Consider the following 25,093-nt stretch of genomic DNA (forward strand, 5'->3'; position numbering starts at 1 on the left):
ATGTAATAAAAGTGAAATCTAAATCGATGGCTGAGCTGCTGCCGTCTCCGGTATATTGGTTACAGAACAAGTGTGTTGCACACATAGAGGGGGAGTACAGCCATATGCTGGAGGTAAAAAAGGTCAGTAAAATCTATGAAGGAAACGTCGCCTACCGGGCATTGACCGACATTGATTTAACCATTGCAGCCGGAGAATTCGTGGGGATAATGGGACCCTCGGGCAGCGGAAAAACCACTCTGCTGAATCTGATTGCCACAGTGGACGTTCCGACTACCGGAAGCATTAGGATTGATAACAAGGATACGGGCAAGCTGGACAAAAATGAGCTGGCGGTATTCCGCCGCCGGGAGCTGGGGTTTGTGTTTCAGGATTTCAACCTGCTGAACACCCTGACTGTGGAGGAGAATATCGTGCTTCCGCTGACACTGGATGGAACCCGGGTCAGTGAAATGAAGCATAAGGCCCGGGAGATTGCCGGTAAGCTGGGGATCAGCGCCATTATGAAAAAACGCACCTATGAGATCTCCGGCGGACAGGCCCAGCGGACAGCAATTGCCAGAGCCATGATTCATTCGCCGAAGCTGCTGCTGGCGGATGAGCCTACCGGCAATCTCGATTCCAAAGCCGCCAGGGATGTGATGGATCTGCTGGAAACGCTCAACCGTGAGCAGTCCGCGACGATGATGCTTGTTACCCATGATGCTGTAGCCGCCAGCTATTGTCACCGGGTCGTCTTCATTAAGGATGGCAGATTCTATACGGAGATTCACTGCGGGGATAACCGCCAGAGCTTTTTCCAGAAAATCATCGACACACTTTCGCTGTTAGGGGGATATAGCCATGACATTCCGCCAGTTCGCATTCCGTAATGTCACCCGGAACATGAGGCTATACACCGCCTATTTTCTCAGCAGCATGTTTACCGTGATGGTCTTCTTTACCTTTTCCATCTTTGCCTACCATCCGGTGCTGAGCGGGGACAATATTCAATCCAGTGCGGCTCTTGCGCTCTCGGTCTCCAAATGGGTGATCTATGTGTTCTCCTTCTTCTTCGTGCTCTATTCCATGAGTGCATTTCTGCAATCGCGGAAACGGGAATTCGGGCTGATGATGATGCATGGCATGACGGTCCGGCAGCTCCGGCGGATGATCTTTCTGGAGAATATGATCGTCGGGTCAGGCGCCACGCTCAGCGGCATCGGACTCGGCGTTATTTTTGCCAAGGGGATTCTGCTTGCCGGGGAGAATGTGCTTGCGCTGAATGAGCCGCTGCAATTCTATTTCCCCTTCAAGGCGATAGTACTGACGCTGATCTCCTTCCTGCTGCTGTTCGTCCTGATCTCCCTGTTCATCTCTACGGTGCTGCGCAGCGGCAAGCTGATTACGCTCATCCATTCCAACCGTCAGCCCAAGCCGGAGCCGAAGGCCTCGCTTCTGCTGTCGTTGCTGGTGGTAACACTGCTGGGAATCAGCTACTTCCTGTCTCTTCGGGCGAGCGGTCTGAGTGTGGTGCTGCTGCTCGCGCCGGTGGTCATTATGGTGTCAATCGGAACCTATCTGCTGTTCACACAGCTCAGTGTGTACCTGATCCGTAAGCTGAAGGCGCGTGAGCAGCTATTCTGGCGCAGAACCAATATGCTGCTGCTCTCTGATCTGGCCTACCGGATGAAGGACAACGCGCGTTCCTTTTTCCTGGTTGCGATCATCTCTACTGTGTCCTTCAGCGCGATAGGAGCTTTATACGGCTTCCAGTCGATGATCAACGGAGCGCTGACGCAGGAGAATCCCTATCTGTTCACCTATCAGTCCTTGGATGGAGACAGCAAGGCACAGGCCCATATACAGCTGATTGACGAGAGCCTTGGCAGAGCCGGGATTGCTGCCGAAAAAATGAGTCTGAAGCTTAACGATTATAAGGCTACGGATGGCAGCCGGACACTGGTTCTGGTGAAGCAATCCGAATATAACCATGTAGCCGAACTGCTGGGGCTAAATCCCATCCGGCTTACCGCAGGGAAAGCAGCCGTTGTAGATTTCGGCCTGTCCCGCGAGGGAGAAGAAATGCTCAACCAGCCAGTCGAGCTGCAGTCAGGAATCGTCATCGAGGCGGACCAGGCTATCGTATCTTGGGCGGTGCGGGGAGTCAGCGGTTATTACGTCGTCCCCGATGAATGGATCGGCAAGCTTGGACAGCCGCTCAAAGTGAGCCGGTATTATGCATGGCACGGAGCGGTTGGACAGCCGGGTGCAGAGAAGGCAGGAGCAAAGCTGACGAATGAGCTTCCCTATGATGAGCAGTATACTTTCTATGCACTCGAGTATTTAACCTCCAAGACGAATGACGGCTTTGGCCCCGTGATGTTCATCGGTTTTTTTGTCGGGATCGTATTTTTTGTCTCTGCCGGCAGCTTTCTCTATTTCCGGCTGTACAGCGATCTGGATGAGGACAAACAGAAGTTCAGGGCCATCTCCAAGCTGGGGCTGAGTGACAAAGAGCTTCGCCGGATATTGAACCGCCAGCTCAGCCTGCTCTTCTTCGCGCCGATCGTGGTCGCCCTTATCCATGGAGCCGTTGCCCTTACAGCGTTGTCGCATATGTTCCAGTACTCCATATTCAGGGAGTCCCTGCTTGTGCTGGGCCTGTTCTTCTTCATTCAGGTGATCTACTTCTTCATTGTCCGCCTGTTCTACACGAAGCAGATCCGGTCCGCGCTGGCCGGATAAGACCGGTAGCGCAAGGCAAAGAAGCCGCCCCGTAAGGGAGCGGCTTCTTGCCGTATCCATGGTCTATTCCAGCTGGACCCGTGGTCTATCCTAACTGCACCCGTTCGGATTCTGCGCAAGCAGCGCCCGCCCTCCGTTACGGCAGGACCGAGAAGGTGATATCGTCGAACAGCATATAAGCGAAGCCGCTGGTATAGAAGCCGACCTTGCCGGACGGGCGGTGGTTCGGATCGCTGCCGGAGAGCCTTGGCGAACCATTCACAGATACGGCGATATCTCCGCCTCTCACCGTTACCTTCACATCATATTCCGTATCCGGCAACAGGTCATGCCCCGGCAGTACACTCTCGGTAAGCTTCTGCCACGCTGTATCGTACAGGATCCAGGAGGAAGATCCGTCTGCCCGGGTCCGGTAGCCGATCCGGGTGGAGCCGGAGCTGTCCTGGCGGTCGAAGATGTACAGGATGCCGTTATCCGGCATCACGGACGGCGTCTTCAGCTTGAACTCCAGCTGATAATCCGTGAAGCTGCGGTCCAGCAGGCCTGACGCGCCGTTCAGCAGCTTATAGCGGCGGTTGCCGTCCGGATCAGCGGCGATGCTGCGGTTAGGGTCCACCGGCCAGCCGTTGCCCCCGTTCTCGAAGTCCGTCTCATGCATAATATTAGAGACGGTGACGGTAATATCCGCCTTGATGAGCGGATTCACCGTAGACACCGCCGAGATGACCGTCTGCCCCTCGTATACGGCATGCACAACGCCCGTATTGTCCACCGTAGCGACCGCCGGGTTGGCCGACTGCCAAGTCACGCCTGTGTCCGGCGTATCTGCAGGATCGAAGGCCACCTGCAACGGCCGCTGCTCCCCTGCTGCCAGACGCACCGCGCTCTCCGCCGGAATAATCCCGGCCAGCGTAGTCGTCAGAGCCTTGAACTGAATGTCATCGAAGTGCATCTGGCTGACATTGCTGACGTAGAAGCCGACTTTGCCCTCTGCATTGTGTCCCGGATCAGTGCCCTTCAAGCGGAAGGCTCCGTCCAGATAGACGCTGATATCGCCGCCCTTCACAAGCATTTTGACACTGTATTCCGTATCCGGCTGCAGGTCATGCCCCGGCAGCTTGACTTCCTTCAGCACCGTCCAGGCCGAATTGTACAGCAGCCACGCAGAGCTGCCGTCCGCCCGGGTCTTGTAGCCGACCCGGCTGGAGCCGCTGCCGGCCTGACGGTCGAAGATATACAGGGTCGCATTATTCCCCATCACCTCCGGCGTCTTCAGCCTGAAGCTCAGCTCATAGTCGGAGAAGGTCTTGGCACTGAGCGATGAGGCCCCGTTCAGTACCTTGTACCAGCGGTTCGTGCCAATCTTCTCAATGCTGCGGTTGGCATCCTGCTGCCAGCCGTTCGCACCGGATTCGAAATCCGTGAAATCCATCACGCCGTCGCCGGCCTCCACATGAACCGTGACCGTGGCGGTCAGCAGCGGATTCTCTGCCGAGGCTACCGTAATGACCGTGCTGCCTACCGACTGGCCGGTAACATTACCTGCGCCGTCCACTGCCGCGATGGCGGGATCAGCCGAAGTGAAGGTCAGGGCGGGGTGATCCGCATTCCACGGAAGCACCGCCGTGCGCAGCTTCACCGTTTTCCAGCGGTCCACGGTTATTTCATTGTCATAGACGGCAACTCCCTGCACGGGATAGCTGTCCGGACTGGTTGTCGTTCCCGCCTTGCCGTCAACGCCGATATCGTTAAACGGAATGTCAGGGAAGCCGGAAATGGCACCAAAGACATCCGCATCCGGCCGCAGCGACAGATCGCCTCCCGCCAGGTCGGTGAAGCCGGGATCTGCGGCAGTCACCCAGTTATTCGCATACTGGACCAGTCCGAACTTGTCGTAGGCCCCGTACACATTGGTCGTTACGCTGCGTGGAACCGACGGGTTGTAGACGACATTCCCCTGGAACGTATTGGTGTCGGGATAATACCGGTTCTCCGTGAAGAAATCCGCCAGCTCGGGATACTTGGTCATATAAGGGGTGCCGGTGAAATTATTGTTCGCCGCGAACAGCGCCTGCCACTTCGGCATGTAGTTGAGCGGCACCTGATCATCCGGCTCGTCGCCCAGGAACATATCCGCATAATCATAAGGAATCTTGCTGTCGATGAAGATATTGTTGCGGGTCAGGATATGGGATCCGCCGTTATTTTTAATGGCCGAATTGCCCATCTTGTAGAAAATATTCTCGTCAATGGTCAGTCCCATCGTGAAGTTGTCAGGGTATACCCCTTCTACTCCGGCTTTGCTCTCGCCGATGTTATGGAAATAATTGCGCCGGATGACCGTCCCACGCTCATGGGGCTGCTCCCCCGCATTCATATAGATCGCGCCGAGATCTGAGAAGGTGGTGCATACGTCATAGATCTCGTTATACTCCACGGTATGGTCATTGCCGAAGATCAGCACGCCGGGATGGGGCGCGTCATGCAGCTCATTGTTCGACATGCGGTTGCCGACGCCGGACAGCAGCACCCCGGGATTATAGGCTTTGTGATAGTAGGCAAAATCGTGGATATGCGAGTTCTCCACCACATTGTTCCCGGGCGCAAGCGTTGTCTTGTTCCCTCCTGCCAGCGTGACGGCAGTGCCGCCGATATGATGGATATGGCTGCTGATAATGGCATGGTCCGTACCCGGCGCCCCTTCAAAATTGTTGTAGTAGAACCGGCTCTGCGTATTGACCAGCACCCCGCTGTTGGTGAAGTTACGGATCTCGCTGTTCAGGATACGCATATGACTGCCGCCCATGAATACAGCTGCCGAATCACGGCCGTTCTCCAGAATAAGCTCGGAGAAGTCGATGTACGAAGCATTCAGTGCGTTAATCATCGGACTCTTCAGCATTGTGATTTCAATATCGGGATTCGCGGCAGCGAACTCGGCGTTCGGCAGGAAATACAGCTTGCCGGCCGGGCGGTCGATATAATATTCGCCGGGCATATCGATTTCCTCCAGCAGATTCTGCGCGAAGTGGAAGTCAGGGTACCAGTTCTTGAAGATGCCGCTCATCTCCCCGTAGCGGAGGGTGATGCTCTTAGCGGCCGTATCGATGGAAGCAATCTTATTGTACGACCATTCCCAGCTGTAGCCGAAAATCCCGTCCAGCCAGATATCGTCTGCCTGCGTCCAGTACTGGGGCCGGTCATACGTATAGGTGAAGGTGCCCCCGCGCGTATGCACTTCCCCGTTCGGGTCCTTCCGGGTCGGACCGGGATCAAGGATTTCATCCATCTGGACAGTGCTCTCATTGGGCCAGCGGGCCAGGGTCATGCCCTGCCCGGCCACATACAGCTCCATCGGCGGCACCTCGCTGAGATCATTGGCCAGATAATAGCCGTGGCGGCTGAGCTGGCCGTAATCGGTGATGCCCAGTGCTCCCAGATCTGCGGCCAGCACCTTCGTTCTCGCCTCCGGGCTGATGATCCGGCCGAGAATGGCCGGATCCGTGACCGGAACGAATGCCGATTTGGCCAGCTGGCGGGAGCCTGACAGCGTAACCGACTCCCCCGGATAGGCCGTATACGTGACCAGCTTGCCGGCTTCGCCCGAATCCTGCTCCCGCAGCTCGAAGCTGGACGTCCGTTCATACCTGCCTTCACGCAGATACACCGTAACGCCGCCTTCCGGCAGTCCCTCCTCCGCTTTGAGCGTCCGGATGGTATCGCGTGCTTTCTCAAGCGTCAGAAATGGGGCATTCAGCGTCCCGGCATTGGAATCGCTTCCATTATTAGCCACATAAAATGCGGTCCCGGACAACACCTCCTCCGCATGTACAGGGGACGCAAACGGAGTAGAGGGATTGAGCGTGAACAGCAGACTGGCCGCAAGTGCCGCAAGCAAACGTTTTTTCACCAAGGCTCCTCTTCCTTTCAACGTGGGATGTAGGGGCTTACTTCTTCAGACCTTTATCCTTAAGGAATTGTTCAAATTGTTTGGTGACTTCAGCCACGTATTTCTCTTCGCCCGCTTCCTTCAGCTTGCCGTACAGCGCAGGCCAGGTTTCTTCGAAATCAAGCGTTCCGGTCACGAGTCCGCGTTTGTATTCTCCCCACACAGCGTTCAGGTTGGCAATCTCCGTATTCACCGGCTCGGAATTAAATTTGAAGGCACCTACAGGATTAACCTCGGAACTCGAGTTGATCTTCTTGGTCTCTTCCCAGACATTCTCCGGCTGTCCTTCCTTCAGATAAGAGTTGAATACGCTGCCGAACACCCAGTCCATATTCGGCAGATAACGGGAGTCCGCTTTGGCCTTGATGTACTCCCCGTCCGCCTTGTCATAATGTTCACCAGCAATCCCGTTACAGAGCAGATTGTACAGCTCCTTGTCGGTATTCACCAGATTCAGCAGCATCATGGCACGCTCCGGATTAGGGGCAGTACGGCTGATCGACTGGTTGGTGGTCGCCGAATAGCCGTTGGAGAACCAGTCGCTGAGCGGAACCGTAATGGCCTCGTTGCCGCCGTTTTTGGCCTTGACCTCCGCTTCCACGCCCGGCTTCAGCGTCACGTTGAAATCGACGGCAATTTGGCCTTTGGCGAGGTAATCATTCGCTTTTTCGGTAGCAGCATCCTTATAAATATAGCCTTCCTTATACCATTTGCTGGCCAGCCGGAAATTGTCCAGCTCTTCTTCCGGATAGCGCTGAAGCGTATACGTCGGATCATCCGTTTTGATATAGAAATGGTCATCCAGACCCGGAACTACCCAGTACTTGTCATCATGCGACTGCGGATTGATGAAGGAAGTGCCGAATACGCCAAACGGAATGATATCCGGCTCGTTCTGCTTAATCTGGGCCAGGAACGGCTCGATGTCTTCTATTTTTTTGATGGAAGCGGTATCAAGATTATACTTGTCGGCAAAACGCTTCTGGATGATAAATCCGTAACGGGAGCCGTTGATCTGCTGGTTCGGAATACCGTAAATCTCCCCGTCCACCGAGAGGCCGTCCCACATCACCTGCGGCACCTCCGCCTTCAGCTCCGGCGCGTATTCCTCCAGCAGCTTATCCATCGGCTGAATCGCGCCCTTGCGCACCAGCTCTTCCGGCTTCAGCATGTAGCCGGTCCATAGAATGTCGAACTTCTCGCCTGCCGCAAGCACCGTGTTCATCTTCTGCACATAATCCCCGATCGCTACAGGCATCAGCTTGACGGTGGCATTGATCTTCGCCTTCGTAATCTTGTTGACTTCCTCCTGCACCTTATCCTGGTCTGCCTGAAGCTGGGATAGCGGATAATACCAGGTCAGCTCGACCGGCTTCAGCTCGCCATCCTTCCCGCCTTCCGCAGCCGCACTTTGCGTTGCCTCCGCTCCGCTTCCTTCCGTACCTTTAGCGGCATTACCGTTGCCGCCGTTATTGTTCCCTCCGCAGCCTGACAGCACGGATGCAGCCAGCAATACGGATGCCAATACGCCAACCAGCCCTTTTTTCATGTGAGTGACCTCCTGTACTTAGTACATGTAATTGTATGTTAACCCTTTAGGGAGCCAACCGTAAGCCCTTTGACGAAAAACCGCTGAAAAAACGGGAAGATGACCAGCATCGGTCCGCCGGCCAGTACGGCAATCGCCATCCGCGCGGAGCTGTTGGGGAAGCTGCTCAGATCAATGCCAAGCTGCCCGGTAAATTCAGAGTTCGTCGTGAGAAACTCGATGCTGTTGAGCGTCCGCACCAGCAGAAGCTGCAGCGGCACCTTGTTCGGATCATCAATGTAGAGCATCGCGTTAAACCATTCGTTCCAGTAGGTGAAGGAAATCAGCAGGCCCAGAGTAGCCAGCGCAGGCGTTGAGAGCGGCAGGATGATCCGGAAGAAAATACGGAATTCCCGTGCGCCGTCGATTTTGGCCGATTCGATGATCTCCAGCGGAATCTTGGACATGAAGCCCTTCATGACCATAATGTTGAACGGCGACAGCAGGATGGGCAGAATCAGCGCCAGCAGGCTGTCCTTCAGATGCAGATATTGCGTAATCAGAATGTAGGAAGGAACGAGCCCCCCGCTGAACAGCATGGTGAAAAATACATAAAAGGTCGTCGCCCGGTTATACCGGTAATCCTGCCTTGAAATCACGTATGCCGTCATCGCGGTCAGCAACAGCCCGGTCAGCGCGCCGATGATGGTTATCGTGAAGGTCACGCCATAGGCCCGGAGCAGGATGTCAGGCGCGTCCAGCAGATAGCGGTAGGCATCCAGACTGAAGGACTCGGGGATGAACTGGTACCCGTTTGCAGTCAGCGACTTTTCATCCGTCAGCGAGACTGCGATGACCAGCACAAACGGCAGAATGACCACCAGCGACAGCACCGTAAACAGCAGATTAATGAACAGCTTGGAAAATTCGAATGTTTTGCCCATGCTCAGGGCACCTCCTTACCACAGGGAATTATCGGGATCGATCTTGCGCACAATTCCGTTGGCCGTCAGCACCAGCACCAGACCGACCACCGACTGGTAGAAGCCTGTAGCCGCAGACATGCTTACATTGCCGACTTCACGCAGCGCGCGGTACACATAGGTATCAATGATGTCGGTAGAGCCGTAGAGAAAGCCCGAGTTGTTCGGGATGAAATAATGCAGGCCGAAGTCGCCGCGGAACATATTGCCGATAGACAGGATCAGCATAATGATGATGATCGGGGCCATCAGGGGAATCGTGATTTTGAAGGCCATCTGCCGCTTGGTCGCCCCGTCGATCCGCGCCGCCTCGTAATATTCGCTGTTAATGCCGATAATGCCGGCAAAATAAATCAGCGTGTTGAACCCCACCACCTTCCATAGCTGGACCAGAATAAGTATCACCGGCCACGGCCCGGCATCCTGGTACCAGCTCACCGGGTTCAGCCCGAAGGATTCGAGGGTGCGGTTGATAAATCCGTCCGAATGGTTCAGGAAGGCGTACGCCACATAACCTACAAGCACCCAGGACAGGAAATGCGGCAGAAACAGGGCCGTCTGGTAGAACTTGCTCCATTTCGCCTTGATTTCGTTCATCAGAATCGCCAGCAGCAGCGCTGCCGAGGTCCCCACCAGAATGTACGCGGTATTATATAGAACCGTATTACGGGTGATCCGCCACGCCGTATCCGTAGTGAATAAGTAACGGAAATTGTCCAGCCCCACCCATTTGCTGCCGAAGATCCCGAGATCGTACCTGTAGTTCTTGAAGGCGATAATCAGGCCGATCATTGGAATATAGGCAAAAATCAATTTGTACAGCAGTCCCGGCAGTGAGAGCAGGAACAGCTCCCGGTTGCTTTTGAAATGGGCCAGCTCCCTGCCAATCCAGGATTTCTTGCGCGTAGCCGGCGGCGCCCCTGAGCTTGCTTGTTGTTCCGCCAGCGGAACCTTATTCAACATAACCAAAGCCCCTTCCTTTCCTTCCTTAGCTGCAGCTGTGTGCCTGTGTCCCAGGCTTTGCACGACTAACATAGCGCAGAACCAGGCCACTGCGTTACTGTACAATTGCAAGATTGCTGTAGATCCGGGCTGTATTGTTGCCAGATTCCTGCTCCGTCCGGGCCGTGGCATGCATCGCGCAGAAAAAAGCCCGCTATAGGAACAATGTCCATTAGCGGGCCTGGCTTAAGGCTGAAAAACCTGTTTATTGGCTTTGTTTATGTGCTGCGGTCAATGGCCGATTTCAGGCGGTATTCCTTCGGCGTGGTGCCGTAGCGGCGTTTGAACAGGCGGTAGAAATAGCTTTCATTCCCGAACCCGACCTTCTCCATAATCTCTGTAACGGTCAGGTCCTTCTGCTCCAGATACTCTCTGGCGCAGGCCAGGCGGGCTGCGTTGATCTGATCAACCACCGTCGTTCCTTCCTGCGCCTTAAATACCTGGCCCAGATAGACGGAGCTCATCTTGAGCATGTCGGCGATGCGCTGCACATTAAGGTCAGGATCGGCGTAATGCTTATCAATAATTTCCTTCACGGTCTCCGCCAGCAGCCTGTTCTTGTCCTCGCGCCCGCTCCGCCGCTGCTCAGCGACCTCACGCACCACCTCCAGGAGCACAGCCTCGATCTCATCCAGCGTTTCCTTTTCCAGAATACGGCGGTTGACGGCCTGCAGGTTGACTGAGACCGGGTTGACGTTGCGGCTGTTCATCTCGCCAAGCGTGTTGCTTAGCGTAACCGCAAGATGAAGCACCGCAGAGAACATATTCTCGTAGCTGAAGCTGCCCAGCAGCTCTCTCCATTTGCGGATCGTCTGCTCCGTCTCTGCCAGATCCCCGCCCTTCAGTCCCTCCGTCAGCTGCCTTTCCAGCTCCTGCGGGATACGAAGGGATTCATTTGCCTCATTCTCCCGGAGCATCCTCGGCTCAAGCACCGCCCCCTTGCCGTAGATCATCCGGTAGCCGGAGTGGCGGATGGCCAGATTGTAATGCCGGGTGATGTCGCGGTAATCTGTGAACACTTCGCTCAGCGTGACTGTAAAAGTAATATGATAATAGTTGCCGATCATCTGCTGTAGCTCCCTGAACCGTTCCTCCAGCTTCGCCAGTTCCCTGTCGTCACTCCCGGCAATAAAGACCAGATGGCCGCTCTTCATATCGGCCGCTTCACAAGTGCCTTCCAGCCGCAGTTGCTCCTGGCCGATGTTGGCAATGGCGAAATACAGCAGGGACTCCATCGGCAGCCCCGGTTCGGCGGCCAGCCCCTGCAGATTGTCGATCTGCACCAGCGCCAGACGGAGCGGAGACGGATAAGCGATGTCAATGCCATGTTGCTCCCTGAGCTGCCTGAAGGCAGACTCATCCATGCTGTGGCTGGACCCGATCAGGCTGCGCAGCTGATAGAGCTTGGCAATATTCGACTGCGAGGCCCGCTCCAGCTCAAGCCCCTTCAGCTTGCTGATCATCTCGGTCACATTGGCCGCAATCAGCGACAGCTCATCCTTCGCCTGCGGAGTGCCGTGCGCCTCCTGCGGCACCAGCGTCAGCAGCTGGCCGACCGGCTTATACAGCCGCACCGCAAAGAACACGGACAACAGCACGGCCAGCAGAACAACAGACAGCGTAACCGCGATTTCCGTCCATTTCATCTGCCGGACGCTGCCCAGCACAACATCGTAATCCTGCATGCTGACAATCTGCCAGTTGTTCAGCGCTTTGCTCAGATAAGTGACCTTATATTTCCTGTCTTCATGTGTATAATTGAAGGAATCCAGCGGCTTGCCCGAGGCGCTGATCCGCGGCAGCAGCTCCCCCCTGATATTCAGCCCGGCAGGAAGCAGACCGTCGGTAGAAATAAGCACCTCACCCTCGCTGTCCGTTACGAACAGGACATCATTCTGCCGTTCGGCCACCTGGTTAAGCGCTTTCATATTATCAAGCATCCACCCCGGCTTCACCGTCAATATCAGCACGTTGTCATTGATTGAACCCAGCGACTCCCCGTCGTACAGGAAGAAGGCAAAGACGTCTATGCCCCCGCCTTTTCCGTCAAGGTCCAGGGGAATCAGCTGCAGCTTGGGCAGATCCGCCCGGGAGCCCATGTAACCCTTCAGGGAATCGTACAGAACGCGGTTATCAATCTCATGATTCAGTGACGAGAAGAACCGGTGCTGGGCGCCGTTATAGAACACGGCAGCGTGCAGATAAGGGGAAGCCGCCACGGTATGATTCAGGCGCTCGATCTTGAGAATGCTCTGCCTGTAATCCGCACCTGATTTCAGAGCCAGCAGCTCCTCATCATTGTATAGAGATACGGCCAAATCCTTAACGATGCCGTTCATGTTCTCTATATTGTAATTAATCTGGGTCAGCAGCTTGCGGTCTGCCTCGTTCTGCAGGCTGAGCACCTTGCTGCGGGCGCCCGAGTTCACAAACAGCGAAGCGGCCGCCAGTGTGGCGACAACAAGCATGAAGCTGAGCAGAATCCGCTGTAAATATTTGCGCGAACGGATTGTCTGAAGTATATTCATGGTCCTCTCTCCCGGCTCTTAGGGTGACACTACTATAATCCCGCGCTATTTTGCTTGTCAATCAGGGTTTTGGGAGCAGGGCTGCTCCAAGAGGGCGTCCGGCTCCTCATGGAATAACTCCCGCAGCAGCACCTGCGCCATGATCTTGTGACCGGACAGATCCGGGTGGATACCGTCCCCGTAGCGGTAAGAGTCATGAAGCAACCGCTCATGCCGGATATGCTCCAGCAGCGGTGTACGTATGTCGATGACACCGTCCGCAGGACAGCCGCCGGAGATCAGCCAGTCCGCATAACGCTCCAATACACGGTCATAATCCCGGTAAGGTGCGAGATAGCTGAAATCAGCCGCCTCTGCGGGCTGCAGCGGACCGTCCATCGAGGCGGCGTGAAACGGCGGCGGTGTCAGCAGCACGGCAGCGGCTCCCGCTTCACGGATAAGAGCGCTCAGACGCTTCATCCCGGACTGATAGGCTGCAAAGCGCGCTTCCGAGAAGGGATGATAGATCCCGTCATTCATCCCGTAACAGGCAACGGCCACATCGGGACTGGCCGCCGCCAGCTCGCCTGCCAGCCGGTCATGGACACAGGGCCGCGGAAATGGATGCGCGGCTTCGCTGAGTCCCGAGACGGTCTCGCTGGGAACCCCGCACGCAAGCAGTTCCACCGCCAGCTCCGGCCGGTGCCTGCTTAAGCCTTCCCGGACCAGGCCGATATACCGGCCGTCTGCCGTAATACTGTCCCCGAGGAACAGTATCCGCAGATTTCCGGTACTTGGTTTTTCTTTATGATTCAGTACGCTGTGATTTAGTAAATGAAGCATTCTTTTCCCTCCTGACCATTACGCAGGTCCCCCCGGCTGTCCCCAGCCAGGCAAATATGCCCGCAATCTAATGGTAGCGCCGCCCGCCGTTCTCCGCCTTGACGATCCCGACCTTCTTTAGCATAATATTGCCATGACAACCAAAATACTAGCGCGGGACATTGGACTTGAGCCCGGCTTCACCTTCAGAATCCAGAAGTGCCCGCTGACCCATGATTACTACGTCCACAGCCATGACTTCTCCGAGCTGGTCGTCATCCTGTCTGGAAACGCCGTGCATATCATTGAAGGGAGAGAGTATCCGGTTACCGCCGGCCAGGTTTTTCTGATCCACAGCAACGTTTCCCATGGCTACAAGAATGTCGAAGGCATCGAATACGTCAATGTGATGTTCCAGCCTGAACAGCTGCTCCAGCAGTCCGAGCTCAGACTGCTGCCGGGGTTCCAGGCATTATTCTATATCGAGCCGTTCTACCGGAAGGAGATGTACTTCAAGGGCATGCTCTCCCTGGAAGCCGGGCAGCTCCGGGAGGCGACGCGGCTGCTGGATGACATTCTGGAAGAGCATGACCGTCAGCCTGAAGGATACCGGCTGATGATCCGCACCTATTTCACCGCCTTGGTAGGCATGCTCTCACGTTATTATCAGAATAGCAGCGGTCATGAGGATAACAAGGCGCTGCGGATCGGTGAGACGGTCACCTATATCGAGGAGCATTTCCTGCAGCCGGTCACCCTGCAGTCCATGGCGGATATGGCCTATATGTCCACCCGCCAGTTCCTGAGAGTGTTCACCCGCAACTACCAGACCACGCCGATGGATTATGTGATCCGCAAGCGGCTGGATTATTCCTGCACGCTGCTGCGCAGCCCCGGCCTAAGCGTCTCCCAGGTGGCGATGGACAGCGGCTTCCATGACCAGAATTACTACTCACGCCAGTTCCGCAAAGTATTCAACTGCACCCCCACCCAGTACCGCGAGCGAATCCAGAATTCCTGACCTTATCCCCGGCCATCGCTCAGATTTCCTCCGTATCGGCGGTGGCCTCATCCCGCATACGCAGCCGCCGCCGGTAGGCCCCGGGGGTGACACCGTACCTCATGCTGAACAGGCGTGTCATATAGTTCGGGTCCTGAATACCGACCCGTTCGGCAATTTCAGCAATGTCCAGCACCGTACCGCCAAGCAGCTTCCTCGCTTCCTCCAGGCGCCGCTGCAGCACATACTGCAGCGGCGTCGTGCCGATATGCTGCTTCATGCACCTCGTAATATAATCCGCCTGGAAATGCAGCTCCTCCGCAAGCCCGGCCAGATGAAACGGCTGTCTCCAGTGGACATCCAGATAGGCAGCGGCAGCCCGGGCCAGCTGGGCCGCCGGCTCCGGCTGGCCCGTCCGCTGGCATTCCGCCTGCAGCGCCGCCAGCAGACCGGCCAGCAGCAGCTGGAGCCGGAGTGCGTTCTCTGCGCTCAGCCGGCTGTGAATCTCGTTCATCTCCTGCAGTACCGGCTCCAATGCCTCTATATCAACAGAGGCGAATTTGGGCAGGTACAGGCGCTGCTGCGCAGACGGCTCCTCATCCTCCACCGTTCCCCTAGCCAGCAGTGAAGACCAGGGGATCTCCCCGCGCCGGATATATCCCGGCTTATGCTCATGGATGAAGTGCACCCAGTAAATTTCCGTATCCTCCGCACAGGACCGGTACCCGTCATGCGGCCTTCCCGCCTCCAGCACCAGCAGTTGTCCCGCACCCACTGCGTATTCCTTGCCTTCCTCTGCCATATAGAGCGTTCCCCGCTTGACCAGCAGCAGATCGTACACACCGAACGTACGGGCGAAATGCCGGTCCCCCGGAGACCAGACCGCATGTCCCACCGTAACCAGCTGCGGCAGCGGGGGAATCGCAAATTCCAGGCACCGCATCATAGCCCCCCCTTGTCTCAGGTCGATTTTGTGCTATTCAAAGTCTATATTATCACTGGCTGCCACAGCGGAAAAGAGGTACATTGACTGGGAATCCGCTTTTCATCCAATTCTCTAAGGGGTTGTGTATCCATGCGTTTCCGTCAGGTTCATCTTGATTTCCATACTTCTGAAGCCATTCCCGGCATCGGGCAGGCCTTCTCCAAATCCCAGTTCCAGTCCATGCTGCGCTCAGGTCACGTAGACTCGGTCACCGTATTCTCCAAATGCCATCACGGCTGGGCCTATCATCCCAGCGACGCCAATGAGATTCATCCCGGCCTCTCCTTTGACCTGCTGGGCGAGATGATTGAAGCCGCTCATGAAATCGGGGTCAAGACTCCGGTTTATCTGTCAGCCGGTCTTGACGAGAAGCTGGCCCGCCGTCATCCGGAGTGGCTGATCCGCGATGCCGAGGACCGTACACGCTGGGTAAAAGACTTCATGACCCCGGGCTACCATGAATTCTGCCTGAACACGCCTTACCTGGACATCCTGCTGGCCCAGATTCATGAAGCCGTCTCCCGGTACGAGGCAGACGGTATCTTCCTCGACATTGTCGGCGTCCGCAAGTGCCGCTGCCAATACTGCGTCGCCGCCCTGCGGGCAGCCGGCCGGGACCCCCGCGACGAAGCTGCCGTCATCGCCCTCGGCGAGCAGACCTACCTGAATTATGCCCGCCGTGTGCGGGAGACGATTGATGCCGTGAAGCCCGGCCTGCCGGTCTATCACAACAACGGCCATCAGCAGCGGGGACGCCGCGATCTGGTGCAGGTCAACAGCCATCTGGAGCTGGAGTCGCTTCCTACCGGAGGCTGGGGGTATGACCATTTCCCGCTGTCGGCACGGTACGCCCAGACGCTCGGCATGGAATTCCTCGGCATGACCGGCAAATTCCATACCTCCTGGGGCGAATTCGGCGGGTATAAGCATCCGAACGCGCTGCGGTTCGAAGCCGCGCTCAGCCTCGCCCATGGCGCCCGATGCTCCATCGGCGACCAGCTTCACCCTTCCGGCTGGATGGATGAAGCGACCTATGCCCTGATCGGCGCCGCCTACAGCGAGGTGGAGGCGAAGGAGGAGTGGTGCAGCGGGGTTACGTCCGTTGCAGATATTGCCGTCCTGTCCCTGGAGGCTGCACGTGAAGCCAGCCCCGGCGGACAGGCACGCAGGGGGGAACGCAATCTGGCCGATGCCGGTGCGGTACGCATACTGACAGAAGGCCATTACCTGTATGACATCGTAGATACGTTCAGCGACTTCACCGCCTACAAAGTGCTGGTGCTGCCCGATGAGGTGCCCGTATGGCCGGAGCTGGCCGACGCGATCGGGGCCTTTACCGCCGGAGGCGGCAAGGTGCTGGCCACCGGACGCTCCGGCCTGAATCCGGAAGGCGATGCTTTTGCACTGAACCTGGGGATCAGCTGGCTGGGGGCCAACCCTTACCGGCCGTCTTACTTCAAGCCCCATTTCACGCCCGGCGCCCTGCTGCCCGCCTCCTATGTAATGTACGGCGAGGGTCAGCTGGTGGAACTCTTGGAAGGACAATCGCTCGGTCATCTGGAGAATCCTTATTTCAACCGTGATGTCTTCACCTTCTGCTCGCACCAGCATACGCCGGGTGCACAGGAGGATAACGGGCCGGGGATGGTGGAGAGCAGCAGCGGGATCTATATTGCCTGGGATGTATTCAGCGAATATGCGGATGCCGGCCATCTTATCCTGAAGGAAATGGTGCTGCATGCACTGTCGCGTCTGCTTCCGCTTCCTTCCCTTCGCACTACTCTGCCGGCCCGGGGCATAACGACCCTGCAGTACCAGCAGGCAGAGCAGCGCTATGTGCACCATCTGCTCTACGCCGCTCCTGCGCTCAAAGGCCGGATCGAAGTCATCGAGGATATTGTGCCGCTGCAGGACATTTCCGTCAGCCTGCGCCTCCCCTCCTCTGATCCCGTCCACCGGGTCTATCTGGCCCCGTCGATGACAGAGCTGCCGTTCACCGTCAGCAGCGGGGGCGGGATCACCTACACGATTCCTTACCTGGAGAATCATCAGATGGCGGTAATCGAGCTGGTGTAGATTAGGTCCATTTATAGTAGAATAATAAGAGCTATACCATTGCCTAGAATGAGAGGATGACCGGGATGCTTCAGTCCATTGTGCACATTGCTCTAGTCGTTAAGGATTATGATGAAGCTATAGAATTTTATACCAACAAGCTGAATTTCACATTAGTTGAAGATCTCTATCAGCCCGAGCAGGATAAAAGATGGGTCGTAGTCTCCCCTCCCGGATCATCAGGCACTACCCTTCTGCTGGCCCGGGCGTCGAAGCCTGAACAGGAGTTCTTTATCGGCAATCAGGCAGGCGGACGAGTATTCCTATTTCTGAACACCGATAACTTCTGGCGAGATTATCATGAAATGGTCTCCAGGGGGATTGAATTCGTTAGAGAACCCAAAGAAGAAGCTTATGGAATCGTTGCGGTATTCAAGGATTTGTACGGCAACCTGTGGGACCTGCTGCAGATGAACGCAGACCACCCGATTTCCAAGCGGATACAATGATTGCACAGCACTGCAGGCCAGGTCATTGGACTCCAAATGTATCTCGCAGATAGTTATCAAGAATCTGAAGGGGCTCGTGTAACGCCTGGTTTGGAAACTTATGAGTTACCTTATAGCCTACTCTAGGGGGCACTGACACCGCCAGCTTCTGAAGAACAAATTCTCCCATCCCCTTCATATGGGCGCCAATCGAAGCGGGCACAATCGTCCATTGTCTGGCATTCGTCAAAAAAGTAGTGATGAGTCCCGCTGAGTCCAGATGTACACGGGACGGACACAGCGGGTCCCACCACTGGTCATGTCTGAATTGAAACTCCCGATTCCAATTGACGAGGACTTCATGCTCTGCCGCCAATTCTTCCATTTCCACCGTATCTCCAGCCTGCCGCCCTGGCACAGCCAAGCGCAACAGCACCATTTCTTCAGTGAAAAACGGTTGAACAGTAACGCTAGGCGACACAATTTCCCGTACCACAAACGCCACATCCATCTCACGCCGCTCAATACTATCAAAAGCCTCCTGAGTATGCTGCGTACGAATCTGCAATCGGATGGACGGAGTATGCTGATTAAGCATTCTATATACCGGAGGCAAGACAAAGTGGCTTATACTTTCGGCAGCGCTTATGGCCAGACTTAACTGCAAACCATTCGCCTTTAAAATTTGAGTTTCCCTCCAGAGCGCCTCCCATCTTTCCGCAATACTAAAAAAGTTCTCCCCTTTTGGGGTCAGGCTGATTTTGGCTGCCCCTTTTCTTCGCTCCACCAACAGGCCGCCCATCCCTTGCTCTAATGTCTTTAAGCGGTAACTTACCGTTGCTTGTGACAGATGCAGCAGATCGGCCGCTTTACTTATACTCCCAGTCCGTACGATAGCTAAAAACGCTTCTATCCCAGGAAAATACATAGAATACCTCCTCAATATATAGAAAATATTAATATAGTTCACAAAATATTTGCGTTTTACAACATTATTCTTTATGTCTAAAATTATCATTAACACAGACAAGGGGTCAAATAGTCCAGGTTATGAAAAGGTGGTTCAGCTATGAAGGTTCTCATCGTTGGTCATTTTAACGAAACTGCACAATCAAAGATTACCGGGTATTTTCCGCAAGACTGGAACGTTATCATTGTCCCGCCCGGACAAGATATGCTGCATCATATTGAAGATTGCCAGGTCCTCATTCCTGAACATATCCAAGTGGACCCTAGCCTGCTGGCTAGCGCCAAAAAATTAAAATTGGTACAGACAGGTGCAGGTTATGATAATGTCGATATCCCCGCCTGTACACAGCTCGGCATTTGGGTAGCCAATGCGGCAGGAGTGAATGCACAGGCCGTGGCCGAGCACGTAATGGCACTAATGCTGGCTTATTATAAAAACATCCCGTTTCTTGATCATTTCATGAAAAACAGGATGGATGAACATCATTTGGAGTACACAGGAAGTGAATTAGAGGGCAAAACCATGGGGATTATCGGGCTGGGCGCTATCGGAAAAAAGGTAGCTGCATTTTGCAGCGCATTTGATATGAATGTGTTGGCTTATGCGAGAAATACCGAAGTGCCATCGGACGGCATAGTGAAAATGACCGATTTCGATACACTCCTAAGCACATCCGACATCGTCAGTGTTCACGTACCCTTGACTGAGCAAACCAAGCACCTGATGAACCAAGAAGTCTTCAAGAAAATGAAGGATACTGCTATTTTTATCAATACCGCCCGCGGGGGGATTGTCAACGAAAGAGACTTGCTGGACGCATTAAAAAACGGAGATATTTCCGGAGCCTGCCTGGATGTGTATGAATCCGAACCGCTTCCTATAGACAGTGAGCTCCGCACGCTGGATAACGTGATCCTTACTCCCCATACCGCAGGAATGCCTGACGGCCGGAAATTCCACCAAAAAAGATATGATTTCTTCATAAAGAATATAAAACGTGTACAAAACGGGGAAGAACCTGAAAGCAATCTAAATCAGTTAATATAGTTTCAGTGCAATAAAAACAAAAAAGGTTTATGACATTGTCCAAAATACAATGTCATAAACCTTTTGGTAATACCGGCGAGAGGACTCGAACCTCCACGGTTTCCCACTCGATTTTGAGTCGAGCGCGTCTGCCATTCCGCCACGCCGGCTTAATATCATATAGATCCATCACGGATAATTAAATTTAAGATGAAAAACATTCAATAAAGTAATAATGGCGCGCCCTGAGAGATACTTATGCTACGCATCCGATTGCGAAGTTGTGCTATCGAAACTTATGCTCCAACGAACTCGTTCGAATCTTAAGGACACTTGGTTAAATCAGTGAAGTAATAATGGCGCGCCCTGAGAGATTCGAACTCCCGGCCTTTTGATTCGTAGTCAAACGCTCTATCCAGCTGAGCTAAGGGCGCAAAATATGGAGCGGACGACGGGAATCGAACCCGCGACCCTCGCCTTGGCAAGGCGATGCTCTACCGCTGAGCCACGTCCGCACACGGTATGTATTCAACTGCTTTAATGAAAATGGCGGAACCGACGGGATTCGAACCCGCGATCTCCTGCGTGACAGGCAGGCATGTTAGGCCAACTACACCACGGTTCCAAGATAATATTGCGGGGGCAGGATTTGAACCTGCGGCCTTCGGGTTATGAGCCCGACGAGCTACCGGGCTGCTCCACCCCGCGTCAGTAAAAAATATTCTCTTCTAGCTTGCAAAGTCTGCATGGTGGAGGCTGAGGGGTTCGAACCCCCGACCCTCTGCTTGTAAGGCAGATGCTCTCCCAGCTGAGCTAAGCCTCCATCGAAGAAGCAACTTAATGATCATAACACATTTTCATAAGATATACAACCATTAATTTATTAAAGAAGAAAGTGGTGACTCGTATGGGATACTCTCCACTCCGTTACGAGATTGCGAAGTATTCCTTACGAAGCGTATGCTTCAACGAACCCAGGGAATTCTCATCCCATAATTCAAAGAAGAAAGTGGTGACTCGTATGGGATTCGAACCCATGTTACCTCCGTGAAAGGGAGGTGTCTTAACCCCTTGACCAACGAGCCAGATAAGCAAACAATCTTTCGACAACAAAAGATATTATATCAAATAAAACAGTATAATACAATAGAAATATTAATATTGTATATGGTCAGTATCTACATCACATGCAAAGAGCTTATTCTCATGCCCTCTAAGACATCTCTCCATCTGTAAAGCGCCCCAGGGACTCCTGCCTTCATCATGGCTTTCCAGTCAACTGTATAGAGTCTCAGAGGAAGCAGACAAGGTTGAATTGACGAACATCTCGTCCCTCGCGTCTCAGTCTGCCCACAATCTCTAACTGCATCAGATTAAAAATAGTGGAGCAGACGCAATTCCTCTTCAAATTACTTCTTTTTTCCAATCGGGAGTTGTTCTTCAGGGGCGTTTGGCTTAGCGTAACGGACTGAGGTGCTCTTATTTGGGAAGAAAGTCGTCAATTGGGCGAGTAACGGACTCCACAGGCCTTATCCTTTGCACTTCAGCTCCGAAACATCTCATAGAGAGACGATAAGGTCGCCTGAGTCCGTTAAGCTGCAAAAAGTGGCGTTTTCGCGGGGATAAGATCTCTCCGGTCCGTTAGATTTTGGGTTGATACGGTTTAACAAGCTTATTCATCCTTTTAGATCTGATGAGGTACTAGTGTCATAGGTAATGCTTCCGCCATAGCCTGAATCCAGGTATACCAGCATCGAATAGATAAAGTCACGCAACAAAAAACCACCATTGATAATCAACAGTGGTCTTAAGTGCTTGGCAACGTCCTACTCTCCCAGGACCCTTCGGTCCAAGTACCATCGGCGCTGGAGGGCTTAACGGTCGTGTTCGGGATGGGTACGTGTGGAACCCCTCCGCTATCGCCACCAAACGGGCATTTACAGCGTAAATGCTTCAGGAAATTGATTCCTGAAAACTGAATCCGAAACGAATCTGCGAATTATTTTTTTTTGGATAAGCCCTCGACCGATTAGTATTGGTCAGCTCCATGCATTGCTGCACTTCCACCTCCAACCTATCTACCTCGTCGTCTTCAAGGGGTCTTACATACTGGGAAATCTCATCTTGAGGGGGGCTTCACGCTTAGATGCTTTCAGCGCTTATCCCGTCCGTACGTAGCTACTCAGCCATGCTCCTGGCGGAACAACTGATGCACCAGCGGTACGTCCATCCCGGTCCTCTCGTACTAAGGACAGCTCCTCTCAAATTTCCTGCGCCCACGACAGATAGGGACCGAACTGTCTCACGACGTTCTGAACCCAGCTCGCGTACCGCTTTAATGGGCGAACAGCCCAACCCTTGGGACCTACTTCAGCCCCAGGATGCGATGAGCCGACATCGAGGTGCCAAACCTCCCCGTCGATGTGGACTCTTGGGGGAGATAAGCCTGTTATCCCCAGGGTAGCTTTTATCCGTTGAGCGATGGCCCTTCCATGCGGTACCACCGGATCACTAAGTCCGACTTTCGTCCCTGCTCGACTTGTAGGTCTCGCAGTCAAGCTCCCTTATGCCTTTGCACTCTGCGAATGATTTCCAACCATTCTGAGGGAACCTTTGAACGCCTCCGTTACTCTTTAGGAGGCGACCGCCCCAGTCAAACTGCCCGCCTGACACGGTCCCCGTACCCGATGAGGGCACTAGGTTAGAACCTAGATACGATCAGGGTGGTATCCCAACGGCGCCTCCGCAGAAGCTTGCGCTCCTGCCTCCACGGCTCCCACCTATCCTGTACAGATCGTACCCAAATTCAATATCAAGCTGCAGTAAAGCTCCATGGGGTCTTTCCGTCTTGTCGCGGGTAACCTGCATCTTCACAGGTATTAAAATTTCACCGGATCTCTCGTTGAGACAGCGCCCAAGTCGTTACGCCATTCGTGCGGGTCAGAATTTACCTGACAAGGAATTTCGCTACCTTAGGACCGTTATAGTTACGGCCGCCGTTTACTGGGGCTTCGGTTCACAGCTTCGGGTTTAACCCCTAACCGCTCCCCTTAACCTTCCAGCACCGGGCAGGCGTCAGCCCGTATACTTCGCCTTGCGGCTTCGCACAGACCTGTGTTTTTGCTAAACAGTCGCTTGGGCCTTTTCACTGCGGCCCCCTCGGGCTATTCACCCTACCGAGGCACCCCTTCTCCCGAAGTTACGGGGTCATTTTGCCGAGTTCCTTAACGAGAGTTCTTCCGCGCGCCTTAGAATTCTCTTCTCGCCTACCTGTGTCGGTTTGCGGTACGGGCACCTTCTCCTGACTAGAGGCTTTTCTTGGCAGTGTGAGATCATGACCTTCGCTACTATAATTTTCGCTCCCCATCACAGCCCAGCCTTAACGATGTGCGGATTTGCCTGCACACCAGCCTCACTGCTTAGACGGACATCCATCAGTCCGCGTCACTACCCTCCTGCGTCACCCCATCGCTCATAGCGGATTACGGTGGTACAGTAATTTCAAACTGTTGTCCTTCGACTACGCCTGTCGGCCTCGCCTTAGGTCCCGACTTACCCTGAGCGGACGAGCCTTCCTCAGGAAACCTTGGGCTTTCGGCGGATCAGATTCTCACTGATCTTTTCGTTACTCATACCGGCATTCTCACTTGTGTAGTGTCCAGCGCTCCTTACGGTACACCTTCAACCCCTACACAACGCTCCCCTACCCCAGATGCAAAGCATCTAGCCATAGCTTCGGTGGTGTGTTTAGCCCCGTTACATTTTCGGCGCAGAGTCACTCGACCAGTGAGCTATTACGCACTCTTTCAATGGTGGCTGCTTCTAAGCCAACATCCTGGTTGTCTGTGCAACTCCACATCCTTTCCCACTTAACACACACTTGGGGACCTTAGCTGATGGTCTGGGCTGTTTCCCTTTTGACAATGGATCTTAGCACTCACTGTCTGACTCCCGGCAAGAAGTAAATGGCATTCGGAGTTTGACTGAGCTTGGTAACCCTTGCGGGCCCCGCACCCAATCAGTGCTCTACCTCCACCACTCCATTCACCGAGGCTAGCCCTAAAGCTATTTCGGGGAGAACCAGCTATCTCCGAGTTCGATTGGAATTTCTCCGCTACCCCCACCTCATCCCCGCATTTTTCAACATGCGTGGGTTCGGGCCTCCAGTGCGTGTTACCGCACCTTCACCCTGGACAGGGGTAGATCACACGGTTTCGGGTCTACGTCCACATACTCAGTCGCCCTATTCAGACTCGCTTTCGCTGCGGCTCCGGCTTCTCACCTTAACCTTGCATGTTAAACGTAACTCGCCGGTTCATTCTACAAAAGGCACGCCATCACCCATAAAGAGGGCTCTGACTTTTTGTAAGCACACGGTTTCAGGTTCTATTTCACTCCCCTTCCGGGGTGCTTTTCACCTTTCCCTCACGGTACTGTTTCACTATCGGTCGCCAGGTAGTATTTAGCCTTAGCAGATGGTCCTGCTGGATTCATACGGGGTTTCACGTGCCCCGCACTACTCGGGATCCGTCTCGGAGAGAACACAGTTTAGGCTACAGGGCTTTTACCTCTATCGCGGGCCTTTCCAGACCTCTTCACCTACCCTATTCCTTTGTAACTCCATGTGAGACGTCCCACAACCCCAAGAGGCAAGCCCCTTGGTTTAGGCTGTTCCGCGTTCGCTCGCCGCTACTGACGGAATCACTATTGTTTTCTCTTCCTCAGGGTACTTAGATGTTTCAGTTCCCCTGGTCTGCCTCTGCGTATCCTATGTATTCAGATACGAGTAACTGCGAATTACCACAGCTGGGTTTCCCCATTCGGACACCCCCGGATCAAAGCTTGCTTACAGCTCCCCGAGGCAGTTTCGTTGTTCGCCACGTCCTTCGTCGGCTCCTGGCGCCTAGGCATCCTCCGTGTGCTCTTAGTAGCTTAACCTCGATTTTTCCGTCAGGAAAATATCGGACAATGAATTTCTTCAACGCCTGTATTTCCATCAAGATCATCGTAGCATCGCCATTAATTCAAAACTTGTTTACACAAGTTCAGCT

The 25,093-nt window shown here is 54.3% G+C and carries 14 protein-coding genes, 7 tRNA genes and 2 rRNA genes; 6 read left to right on the forward strand and 17 right to left on the reverse strand.

Features of this window, described 5'->3' with window-relative positions; all coding sequences use genetic code 11:
• Positions 1-104 precede the first annotated feature (104 nt).
• Positions 105-872 carry an ABC transporter ATP-binding protein gene (locus NST26_RS24975; RefSeq protein ID WP_036732423.1) on the forward strand — a complete coding sequence of 256 codons (768 nt, stop codon included), beginning with the start codon at positions 105-107 and terminating at the stop codon, positions 870-872.
• A complete protein-coding gene (locus tag NST26_RS24980) occupies positions 844-2,727 on the forward strand; it encodes an ABC transporter permease (protein ID WP_340980049.1) in 1,884 nt (627 codons plus the stop codon). The genes NST26_RS24975 and NST26_RS24980 overlap by 29 nt, the downstream gene beginning before the upstream one ends.
• 136 nt (positions 2,728-2,863) lie before the next feature.
• Here the strand turns inward: NST26_RS24980 and NST26_RS24985 are convergent, their stop codons facing one another.
• From NST26_RS24985 to NST26_RS25010, 6 genes are all read right to left on the reverse strand, one after another.
• Complete coding sequence (locus NST26_RS24985; protein WP_340980050.1) at positions 2,864-6,637, reverse strand: Ig-like domain-containing protein; 3,774 nt, start codon at positions 6,635-6,637, stop codon at positions 2,864-2,866.
• 37 nt (positions 6,638-6,674) lie between these two features.
• A complete protein-coding gene (locus NST26_RS24990) occupies positions 6,675-8,225 on the reverse strand; it encodes an ABC transporter substrate-binding protein (RefSeq protein WP_340980051.1) in 1,551 nt (516 codons plus the stop codon).
• 38 nt (positions 8,226-8,263) lie between these two features.
• The gene (locus NST26_RS24995) at positions 8,264-9,148 is read right to left on the reverse strand and encodes a carbohydrate ABC transporter permease (protein WP_036732429.1); all 885 of its coding nucleotides are present in this window, start codon (positions 9,146-9,148) and stop codon (positions 8,264-8,266) included.
• 15 nt (positions 9,149-9,163) lie between these two features.
• Positions 9,164-10,150: an ABC transporter permease gene (locus tag NST26_RS25000; protein ID WP_340980052.1), complete on the reverse strand. Its 987-nt coding sequence runs from the start codon at positions 10,148-10,150 to the stop codon at positions 9,164-9,166.
• A gap of 257 nt (positions 10,151-10,407) precedes the next feature.
• Positions 10,408-12,717 carry a helix-turn-helix domain-containing protein gene (locus NST26_RS25005; protein ID WP_340980053.1) on the reverse strand — a complete coding sequence of 770 codons (2,310 nt, stop codon included), beginning with the start codon at positions 12,715-12,717 and terminating at the stop codon, positions 10,408-10,410.
• A 57-nt stretch (positions 12,718-12,774) separates the two neighbouring features.
• Positions 12,775-13,539, reverse strand: a complete 765-nt coding sequence (locus tag NST26_RS25010; protein WP_340980054.1) for a GDSL-type esterase/lipase family protein — start codon at positions 13,537-13,539, stop codon at positions 12,775-12,777.
• Positions 13,540-13,672: 133 nt separating this feature from the next.
• Here NST26_RS25010 and NST26_RS25015 point away from each other — a divergent pair, with 133 nt between their 5' ends.
• Complete coding sequence (locus tag NST26_RS25015) at positions 13,673-14,539, forward strand: AraC family transcriptional regulator (RefSeq protein WP_339311262.1); 867 nt, start codon at positions 13,673-13,675, stop codon at positions 14,537-14,539.
• A gap of 19 nt (positions 14,540-14,558) precedes the next feature.
• Here NST26_RS25015 and NST26_RS25020 read toward each other — a convergent pair whose 3' ends face one another.
• Entirely contained in the window at positions 14,559-15,464 is a 906-nt protein-coding gene (locus NST26_RS25020; protein ID WP_340980055.1) for an AraC family transcriptional regulator, read from the reverse strand.
• Positions 15,465-15,593: 129 nt separating this feature from the next.
• Here NST26_RS25020 and NST26_RS25025 point away from each other — a divergent pair, with 129 nt between their 5' ends.
• Positions 15,594-17,579 carry an alpha-amylase family protein gene (locus NST26_RS25025; RefSeq protein ID WP_340980056.1) on the forward strand — a complete coding sequence of 662 codons (1,986 nt, stop codon included), beginning with the start codon at positions 15,594-15,596 and terminating at the stop codon, positions 17,577-17,579.
• A 65-nt stretch (positions 17,580-17,644) separates the two neighbouring features.
• Positions 17,645-18,067, forward strand: a complete 423-nt coding sequence (locus NST26_RS25030; RefSeq protein WP_339311266.1) for a VOC family protein — start codon at positions 17,645-17,647, stop codon at positions 18,065-18,067.
• Positions 18,068-18,089: 22 nt separating this feature from the next.
• Here the strand turns inward: NST26_RS25030 and NST26_RS25035 are convergent, their stop codons facing one another.
• Positions 18,090-18,974, reverse strand: coding sequence for a LysR family transcriptional regulator (locus NST26_RS25035; RefSeq protein ID WP_340980058.1), 885 nt, complete (start codon positions 18,972-18,974; stop codon positions 18,090-18,092).
• A gap of 141 nt (positions 18,975-19,115) precedes the next feature.
• On the opposite strand from NST26_RS25035, the gene NST26_RS25040 reads away from it, so the two are divergent.
• Positions 19,116-20,063 carry a hydroxyacid dehydrogenase gene (locus NST26_RS25040; RefSeq protein WP_340980059.1) on the forward strand — a complete coding sequence of 316 codons (948 nt, stop codon included), beginning with the start codon at positions 19,116-19,118 and terminating at the stop codon, positions 20,061-20,063.
• 70 nt (positions 20,064-20,133) lie between these two features.
• Here the strand turns inward: NST26_RS25040 and NST26_RS25045 are convergent.
• From NST26_RS25045 to NST26_RS25085, 9 genes are all read right to left on the reverse strand, one after another.
• A tRNA-Leu gene (locus NST26_RS25045) sits at positions 20,134-20,212 on the reverse strand.
• A 187-nt stretch (positions 20,213-20,399) separates the two neighbouring features.
• Positions 20,400-20,476 (reverse strand) — tRNA-Arg (locus tag NST26_RS25050).
• Between the two features lie 6 nt (positions 20,477-20,482).
• Positions 20,483-20,557: transfer RNA gene (locus tag NST26_RS25055), tRNA-Gly, on the reverse strand.
• Positions 20,558-20,589: 32 nt separating this feature from the next.
• Positions 20,590-20,667: transfer RNA gene (locus tag NST26_RS25060), tRNA-Asp, on the reverse strand.
• 9 nt (positions 20,668-20,676) lie between these two features.
• A tRNA-Met gene (locus NST26_RS25065) sits at positions 20,677-20,750 on the reverse strand.
• Between the two features lie 39 nt (positions 20,751-20,789).
• Positions 20,790-20,865, reverse strand: a tRNA-Val gene (locus NST26_RS25070).
• Between the two features lie 187 nt (positions 20,866-21,052).
• Positions 21,053-21,127: transfer RNA gene (locus NST26_RS25075), tRNA-Glu, on the reverse strand.
• Positions 21,128-21,855: 728 nt separating this feature from the next.
• Positions 21,856-21,972 (reverse strand): 5S ribosomal RNA (rrf, locus tag NST26_RS25080).
• Between the two features lie 79 nt (positions 21,973-22,051).
• Positions 22,052-24,980: ribosomal RNA gene (locus NST26_RS25085) — 23S ribosomal RNA — on the reverse strand.
• Positions 24,981-25,093: the final 113 nt, after the last annotated feature.

The organism is Paenibacillus sp. FSL R7-0128 (genome assembly GCF_038002245.1).
GTDB lineage: Bacteria > Bacillota > Bacilli > Paenibacillales > Paenibacillaceae > Paenibacillus_AQ > Paenibacillus_AQ silagei.